At 65.6% G+C, this 8598-nt stretch carries 6 protein-coding genes and 2 pseudogenes; 5 read left to right on the forward strand and 3 right to left on the reverse strand.

All coding sequences use genetic code 11. The annotated features are described in order from the left end of the window. From ABYB95_RS11830 to ABYB95_RS11840, 3 genes and pseudogenes are all read right to left on the reverse strand, one after another. Positions 1-139 (reverse strand): annotated as a pseudogene (locus ABYB95_RS11830) (deoxyguanosinetriphosphate triphosphohydrolase); the annotation flags it as partial. A 25-nt stretch (positions 140-164) separates the two neighbouring features. Next, a complete protein-coding gene (gene aroB / locus ABYB95_RS11835) occupies positions 165-1286 on the reverse strand; it encodes a 3-dehydroquinate synthase (protein WP_372658745.1) in 1122 nt (373 codons plus the stop codon). A gap of 142 nt (positions 1287-1428) precedes the next feature. Continuing rightward, a complete protein-coding gene (locus ABYB95_RS11840) occupies positions 1429-2097 on the reverse strand; it encodes a cytochrome c (RefSeq protein WP_372658747.1) in 669 nt (222 codons plus the stop codon). Positions 2098-2299: 202 nt separating this feature from the next. Here ABYB95_RS11840 and ABYB95_RS11845 point away from each other — a divergent pair, with 202 nt between their 5' ends. The 5 genes and pseudogenes from ABYB95_RS11845 to ABYB95_RS11865 all read left to right on the forward strand — a co-directional run. Further along, positions 2300-3154 carry an AAA family ATPase gene (locus ABYB95_RS11845; RefSeq protein ID WP_372658748.1) on the forward strand — a complete coding sequence of 285 codons (855 nt, stop codon included), beginning with the start codon at positions 2300-2302 and terminating at the stop codon, positions 3152-3154. An 11-nt stretch (positions 3155-3165) separates the two neighbouring features. Beyond that, entirely contained in the window at positions 3166-3765 is a 600-nt protein-coding gene (locus tag ABYB95_RS11850) for a GNAT family N-acetyltransferase (RefSeq protein WP_372658749.1), read from the forward strand. 9 nt (positions 3766-3774) lie between these two features. Next, positions 3775-4962 carry a VWA domain-containing protein gene (locus tag ABYB95_RS11855; protein WP_372658750.1) on the forward strand — a complete coding sequence of 396 codons (1188 nt, stop codon included), beginning with the start codon at positions 3775-3777 and terminating at the stop codon, positions 4960-4962. A gap of 7 nt (positions 4963-4969) precedes the next feature. Further along, positions 4970-6964, forward strand: a complete 1995-nt coding sequence (locus ABYB95_RS11860) for an autotransporter assembly complex family protein (protein WP_372658751.1) — start codon at positions 4970-4972, stop codon at positions 6962-6964. Between the two features lie 7 nt (positions 6965-6971). Then, a pseudogene (locus ABYB95_RS11865) lies at positions 6972-8598 on the forward strand (hypothetical protein); the annotation flags it as partial.

An 8598-nucleotide genomic window follows, 5' to 3' on the forward strand; every position in this document is an offset into this window, starting at 1 on the left:
GAAAGGCGGTGGAATGGATGACCCGGTCGCGGTCGCGCTGGAACGCGGTGCGCGTCGGCGCCTCGGGCTCGGCGAAGCGCCGTCCCCGGCTGCGCGCGGGGTCGCTGGCATAGGGTGCGAGCGCGGCGTTCGTGCCCAGCGGCACCGGCGCCACCGCTGGCCCGTCAGCCCGCACAACTCTCTTCGATCACACGCACCACCATGGCGTCGGGTGCCGCTCGCACCACGGCACGGCCGGGCCCGTCGATCAGCACGAACTTGATTGCACCCGCTTCCGCTTTTTTATCCACCCGCATCAGATCCAGATAGCGCGCGCTGTTGCGCTGGGCATCGAGCACCGGGGCCAGCGTGGGCAGGCCAGCGCGTTCGACCAGCGCTTTCAGCCGGGCCACAAAGGCGGCATCCACCAGGCCCAGGGCTTGCGACAAGCGCGCCGCCATCACCATGCCGCAGCCCACCGCCTCGCCGTGCAACCACTGGCCATATCCCATGCCGGCTTCGATCGCGTGGCCAAAGGTGTGACCGAAATTCAGCACCGCGCGCAGACCCGACTCGCGCTCGTCCAAGCCCACCACATGGGCTTTGATCTCGCAACTGCGCTTGACCGCATGCGCCATGGCCTGCGGATCGCAGGCGCGCAGCGCGTCCATGTGCTCTTCGATCCAATCGAGAAACGCCATGTCGGCAATCGGCCCGTATTTGATGACCTCGGCCAGTCCGGCGCTGAGTTCGCGCGGGGGCAGGCTCTTGAGCGTGTCCAGATCGCAGACCACCCGCAGGGGCTGGTAGAAAGCCCCGATCATGTTCTTGCCCAGAGGATGGTTGATCGCGGTCTTGCCGCCCACCGAAGAATCCACCTGCGCCAGCAACGTGGTGGGCACCTGCACAAACGGTACCCCACGCATGTAGCTGGCCGCCGCAAAGCCGGTCATGTCGCCGACCACGCCGCCGCCCAGCGCGTACAGCACGGTCTTGCGGTCGCAGCCGTTGGAGAGCAGCGCGTCGAAAATCAGATTCAAGGAATCCCAGGTCTTATAAGACTCGCCATCGGGCAACTCCAGACACAGTACCCGCCCATACAAGGGGCTCAAGACCCGTTGCAAGGCTTGCGCGTACAGCGGCGCCACGGTGGTATTGGTCACGATCAAGGCCGTGGCGGTGCTGGGCAAGCCGGCATAGCTGCCGGGTTCGCCGAGCAAGCCCGCGCCGATCTCGATGCGGTAGCTGCGGTCGCCCAGGTCGATGGCGACCGACTGGGCATCCGGGGTGGTGGTGTTCGGTTGCATAGAGCGTCGAGTTTATGCGTTCCCGCCATGGGCCCTGGACGCGGATCGCACAAAACACCCCGGCGTTGCCGGGTGTTGCGGGCCACTTGCCACAAGAAAAAAGCCGCTCCAGGAGCGGCTTTTTGGCGGGGTGCGCGGGCTTTCAGCGAAAGCGCGGCTGCGGCACCACTTTGAGTTCGCTGTCCAGGGTGGACAGGTACTTGGCCAGTTCGCGCATTTCGTTGTGGCTGAACTGCTTGGCTATGCCACCCATCACGCCGTTGGATCGGCCCACGTACTGGTTGCCTTCAACGGTATAGGCCTTGAGCGCCACGTACAGGTAATCGGCGTGCTGGCCAGCGAGCTTGGGATAGCTCGGGTCGAGCGGTTTGCTGAAGTTGGCCCCGTGGCAAGACAGGCAGGCACCCTTTTCGACCAGTGCCGTCACCGCGGCATTGCCCGCCTGGGCGGTTTCCGGCAGCGTGGCGTCGGCGTGCGAGGCGTAGTAGGCGGCGAGGTCGGCCATGTCCTGCTCGCTCAGCGAAGCGGCGATACCGCGCATGGTCGGGTGTCGGCGGTCGCCCTTCTTGTAGGCGGTGAGGGCCGCGATGATGTACTTGTCCGATTGGCCCGAAATCTTGGGCACTTTGTGGATTTCGGGAAAGCTGTTCTGGTACCCCACGATACCGTGGCAGCCGATGCACATGGCTGCTTTGGTCTCACCGGCCTTCACATCGCCGGCAATGCCTTGCGCGTTGGCCGATAGGGCTGCGGCGGAGAGCGTCACAAGGGCGACAACGGTACGGAAGATGGGCGACAACAGTTGGTTCATTTTGCAAGCACAATGAGATGGGCGTTTGATAAAAATCAACGTCCGATTATATAGACTCGACCATCGGCCCCTGCTTATTGCCCTGCTTATTGAAGACCCGCGTTTCGGTCGCAACCATTCACCCTATCGCGAAACCGCGCACCCAGTCGCTTCGGCGTGCTGGTTTCGCTGGCTGTTTACCCGCTCGAAAGAAAGCCCCTCCATGAAATTCCAAGGCTCCGAAAACTACGTCGCCACGCCGGACCTGATGCTGGCCGTGAACGCCGCCAGCACGCTCAAGCGCCCTCTGCTCATCAAGGGCGAGCCCGGCACCGGCAAGACCATGCTGGCCGAGGAAGTGGCACTGGCGCTGAAAATGCCGCTGCTGCAGTGGCACATCAAAAGCACCACCAAGGCGCAACAAGGTTTGTACGAGTACGACGCGGTATCGCGTCTGCGCGACTCGCAGCTGTCGGACCTCGACGGCGGTGAGCGCGTCAAGGACATCCACAACTACATCGTCAAAGGCGTGTTGTGGCAAGCCTTCACCGCCGACGAGCCGGTGGTGCTGCTGATCGACGAGATCGACAAGGCCGACATCGAATTTCCCAACGACTTGCTGCGTGAAATCGACCGCATGGAGTTCTATTGCTACGAAACCCGCGAAATGGTGCGTGCCAAGCACCGCCCGCTGGTCTTCATCACCTCGAACAACGAAAAGGAGCTGCCCGACGCGTTCTTGCGCCGCTGCTTCTTCCACTACATCAAGTTCCCAGACGCCGAGACCATGCAGCGCATCGTGGACGTGCACTTTCCCAAGCTGAAGAAAGAGCTGCTCACCGCAGCCATGAAAACCTTCTACGACGTGCGCAACCTGCCCGGTCTGAAAAAGAAGCCCAGCACCAGCGAATTGCTCGACTGGCTCAAGCTGCTGATGGCCGAAGACATCCCGCTCGAAGCGCTGCAAAGCGCCGACAGCAAGGTCAGCATCCCGCCGCTGGTGGGGGCTTTGCTCAAGAACGAACAAGACACAACCTTGTTCGAAAAACTGGTGTTCATGAACCAACGGAACCGCTGAGCGGACGCGCGATGGCCTTTGTCGAACCCGTCACCCTGCGCGCCAACGGCCTGGCCCTGGTGCCCTTGTCGTTCGAGCACGAAGACGGGCTGCGCGCCGCAGCGGCCGACGGCGAGCTTTGGAAGCTGCGCATCACCTCGGTGCCGGAACCGCAACAGACGCGGGCCTATATCGAGTCCGCCCTGCAGATGCGTGGCGAAGGCCACCGCTTCGCCTTCGCCGTGACCGAAGAAACCAGTGGCAAAGTACTGGGCAGCACCAGCTTCCACGACATCCTGCCCGCCGTGAAACGGGTGGAAATCGGCTACACCTGGTACGCCAAAAGCGTGCAACGCAGCCACATCAACACCAGCTGCAAGCTGCTCATGATGGGCCACGCATTCGACACCCTGGGCTGCCAGGTGGTGGGTTGGCGCACCGACAACTTCAACTTTGCGTCGCAGCAGGCCATTGAACGCCTGGGCGCCCAAAAAGACGGCGTGATCCGTGGCCACGCCCTGCGCCGCGACGGCACCGTGCGCGACACGGTGATGTACAGCATGCGCGCCGGCGAATGGCCGGAAGCCCGGGCGCAGCTGCTGTATCTGCAGACCTTGCACGCCCCAACCTAGGAGATCACCATGCTGATCGACTTCTTCTACACCTTGCGCTCGGCCAAGCTGTCGGTGTCCGTCAAGGAATACCTCACCTTGCTGGAAGCGCTGGAGGCCAACGTGGTCGGGCCGACCAACCCCGATGCCTGTTCGATGGACGACTTCTACTTTCTCAGCCGCACCGCGCTGGTGAAGGACGAAAAACACTTCGACAAGTTCGACCGCGCCTTCGCCGCCTATTTCAAGGGCGTGGAGATGATCGCCGACTTCACCAAACCGATTCCCGCCGACTGGTTGCGCCAGGAGATGGAACGCATCCTGTCCGAAGAGCAAAAAGCCAACGCGCCCAAGATGGACTGGGACGAGCTGATGGAAACGCTCAAAAAACGGCTGGAGGAGCAGAAAGAGCGGCACGAAGGCGGCAGCAAGTGGATTGGCACCGGCGGCACCTCGCCTTTTGGCCATGGGGGTCAGAACCCGCAGGGCATCCGCATCGGCGGCAAGGGCGGCAACAAGACGGCGGTGAAGGTGTGGGACCAACGCGCCTACAAGGACTACGACGACACCCAGGAGCTGGGCACGCGCAACATCAAGGTCGCGCTGCGCCGCTTGCGCAAGTTCGCGCGCGAAGGCAACGATTTTGAGCTGGATCTGCCGGACACCATCCGCTCCACCGCCGCCAACGCGGGCTACCTGGACATCAAGATGATCCCGGAGCGCCACAACAACGTGAAGGTGCTGCTGCTGATGGACGTGGGCGGCACCATGGACGACCACATCCAGCGCGTGGAAGAATTGTTTTCGGCCACCAAGACCGAATTCAAGCACCTGGATTTTTATTATTTCCACAACTGCGTCTACGACTTCATGTGGAAGAACAACCGGCGCCGCTACGCCGAAAAATTCCCCACCTGGGACATCATCCGCAAGTACAACAAGGACTACAAGCTGATCTTCGTGGGCGACGCCACCATGAGTCCCTACGAAATTCTGCAACCCGGCGGCAGCGTGGAATACAACAACGAAGAGGCGGGCGCCGAGTGGCTGCAGCGGCTCACCCACGCTTTTCCAAAATTCGCCTGGATCAACCCGGAACCTCAGGGCGTGTGGCAGTATCGACAGAGCATCAGTGTGGTTCAGCAACTCATGGGTCAGCGCATGTTTCCGCTGACTTTGAAGGGGCTGGAAGACACCATGAGGCTGCTCTCGAAATAACCGTTGCATGAATCCTTTTGTTCTGCACCGTGCCCAATGGGCGCGGTGGTCTTTGCTGGCGTGCGCGCTGCTTCCAGCGGCGCTGGCCCTGGCCCAACCACGACCAGCCGCCGAAGCCGCTAGCGCTGCCACCACGCCCCCGGCCAGCCCCGCAGCCTCAACGCCAACGCCCGTCGACGACGCCGACCCGGCTGCAGCATCCAGCCCCCGCTTCAACATCGAGCTGCAGACCGAACCCAAAGAGCTGCGCGAATTCCTGCTGCGCCACATGGAGCTGCAGCGCTTTCGCCAATTGGCCGATCTGGACGCCAACGAGTTGAACCGCCTGCTGGAAAAAGCGCCCGACAACCTGGGCGACTTGCTGGGCACGCTGGGACACTTCAACCCCGAAGTGGAACTGCTGGGCTTGTCGCCAGACGCGCAGAGCCCGCTGGGCACGGTGCGTCTGCGGGTCGATCCCGGCCCACTCACCCGGGTCGAGCACGTCATCGTTGCTTTTCGCGGCGACATCGCCGACCGGCCGGAAACCGCCGCCCAGCGCGCAGACATCCAGGCCGCCTTCACCCTGCAGGTGGGTGACCGCTTCACCCAGGCCGACTGGGACAGTGCCAAATCCGCCGCGCTGCGCCAGCTCACCGCCTTGCGCTATCCCGCAGGCCGCATCGACGGCAGCCTGGCCGACATCAACCCGGTGACCCACAGCGCCCGCCTGGCGGTGGAGTTCGACTCGGGCGCGCCGGTGCGGATCGGCGATGTGCGGGTGCAAGGCGCCGAACGCTACGACGAGGCGACCGCCAACAACCTGGTGCGGCTCTCGGGCCTGGTGCCGGGCAGCGACTACAACCTGGCCCACCTGCAAGAAGCGCAGCAACGCATCGCGGAAACCGGCTATTACGACTCGGTGTTCGTGTACGTGGAGCCGGGCGCCGACAGCCAGGTCGCCCCGGTGGTGGTCCAGGTGCGCGAAAGCCTGCGCCAGAAACTGGTGCTGGGCATAGGCGCCAGCACCGACAGCGGGCCGCGCCTCTCGGTCGAACACACCAACCACCGCATGCTGGGCTCGCGCTGGCGCGCGGTGAGCAAGCTGTTGATCGAACGCGACGACCAGTTGCTCAGCACCGACTGGAGCCGGCCGGTGGACACGCAGGGTTGGCGCTGGATCACGGGCGCGCAAACCGCACGCCAGATCGACGGCTACGACACCACCACCAGCCAGCGGCTGCGGTTGGGCCAGTCGCAGGACACCACCAACCTGGACCGCAGCTTCTTCCTCCAGTACGACCGTGCCTTGTCGGAAAATTCGCTGGACGCGACCCTGGGCACCGGCGTGGGCGAGTCGGCGCTGTCGGCCAACTACGCCTGGACCCGGCGCCGGTTCGACAACCTGCTGCAGCCCAACAGCGGCCACGGTCTGGGTGTGGAGCTGGGCGTGGGCAGCACCCTGGTGCCGATCCGCCGCCCGTTCTTTCGCACCCGCCTGCGCTGGCTGGGCTATTGGCCCATCGCCTCGGACCAGCCCTATGACGCGCAAACCACCGCTGCGGCGCTGGGCGAAGCCAAGCCGGCTGCAGCCACCACCAGCAACGCCGGGCGCCTGGCCTTGCGCCTGGAAGTCGGCGCGGTGTGGGCGCAGAAAGACGCGCCGATCCCGGAAACCCAGCTGTTCCTGACCGGTGGCGACAACTCGGTGCGTGGCTACGGCCTGCGCGACATCGGCCTGCCCCAGGCCGACGGCGGCGTGTCGCCCGGGCGCTATCTGGCCGTGGCCATCCTGGAATGGCAACGGCCGCTGTACCGCAACGGCGTGCGCACACCGTTTGAAAGCGTGCTGTTTGTCGACGCCGGCGCCGTGGCCGACCAACCCGGCGAGCTGCGCCCGCGCCTGGGCGTGGGCACGGGGCTGCGCTACAACAGCCCGGTAGGCCCCCTGCAGGTGGACCTGGCCTACGGCCTGAAATCCAAACGCCTGCGCCTGCACCTCAACGTCGGGTTCACCTTCTGAGCCGCCGATGACCGACCCCGCAGACGAAGGTTTCACACCCATGCCCCGGCCACCGCGCAGGCCGCTGCGCGCGGCATGGCAGGGCACGGTGCGCGCAGCTCGGGCCGTGGGCTGGTTGGGCCTGTGGTTGCCGGGTGCGCTGATCGCCTTGCTGCTGGCCGCCAGCCTGGTGCTGTGGTGGTGGAGCGCCACGCCCGGCTCGCTGGCCCAGGCACTGACCTGGGCACAAGCGTGGACCGAGGACCAGCCGCCAGAAGCCGGGCGCCTGCAGGCCAGCGGCGTGCAAGGCAGCTTGAGCGCGGGCGGCGACATCGCGCAGCTGCGCTGGACGCAACCCGGCCTGGAAGTGGACGCCCAGGCGGTGCGCCTGCGCTGGAGCGCGCGCCTGCTGCTGAACCTGTTGCGCGGCAAAGGCGTGCAGATCGACGAACTGGTCATTGCCGAGTTGCGGGTGAACGACCAACGCCCGCCCTCGCCCACCGTGCCGCTGGAATCGCTCACGCTGCCCATCGCCATCACCTTGCCCTGGGCGGTGGACCGCCTGGTGCTCGAAGGGGCCTCGCCGCTCACGCTCAGCCAGGCCAAAGGCCTGTACCGCTATGGCGTGGTCGACACCGACACGCCGCCCAGCCAAGGCTTGGTGCCGGGTATCGATGCCGCGCACCAGCTCACGCTGGACGCGCTGCAGCTCGCGCAAGGCCGCTACCGTTTGCAGGCCGTGGTGGGCGCACAAGCACCCATGCCGCTCAAGCTCTCGGCCCAGGGCGAGTTGCAAGCCGCCGTGCCCGGCGGCGAGAACCTGCGCTTGTTGGCCTCGGCCCAGGTGCTGGGCACCCTGGCCGGTGGCAGTGCCACGCTGGACGCTACGGCCCAGGTGCTGCCGACGGACAGCGCGGCTGGCGCCAGCCCCACCCTGGTGGCCACCGCCCGCCTGCGTCCCTGGGCGGCGCAGCCGGTGGAACAGGTCGATGCCACAGCCCACCAGCTGAACCTGGCCCTGCTCTGGCCCCAGGCCCCGCTCACCGCACTCTCGGGCACGCTGCAAGCCCAACCCCAGGGCGGTGCCTGGCAGGCCAGCGCCCACCTGAGCAACAGCGCCAGCGGACCGCTGGACCAGCAGCGCCTGCCCTTCAGCCAGCTCGACGCCGAGCTGGAGCAGCGTGGCCTGCGCTGGCTGCTGCCCCGCCTCACGGCCCGCATAGGCGCGTCCGAACTGCGGGCGTCGGGCGCTTTCCAGCCCGCCGACGGCCAGACACCCGCCGCCTGGGAGGGCGAATTGCAAGCGCCCGGCCTGGACCCCGCCCTGCTCTGGAGCAGCTTGAACGCCATGGGGCTGGACGCGACCGTGGCCGCGCGCTCGATGCCCACCACCCCGCAAGGCGTTCAAATCCAGGCCAGCATCCTGCCCGCAGTCCGGTTGGCGGGTCGCGCCGCCGCCCGAAGCAACCAGGGTCTGCGTCTGAAAGAACTGCGGCTGCAAGCACAGTGGCTACCCCAAACCGGCGCCAGCGGCGTGGTCGCGGTGGAGCAGGTGGTGCTAGACGCCGCCGACCTGCGGCTGGAAAGCCAGGGTCGGGTCGATATCGGCGCGCGCGGCTTTGTCGGCCAGGCACGGCTCAGCCTGCCCGGCGCCA

This window comes from Hydrogenophaga sp. (genome assembly GCF_041633695.1).
Lineage (GTDB): Bacteria > Pseudomonadota > Gammaproteobacteria > Burkholderiales > Burkholderiaceae_C > Hydrogenophaga.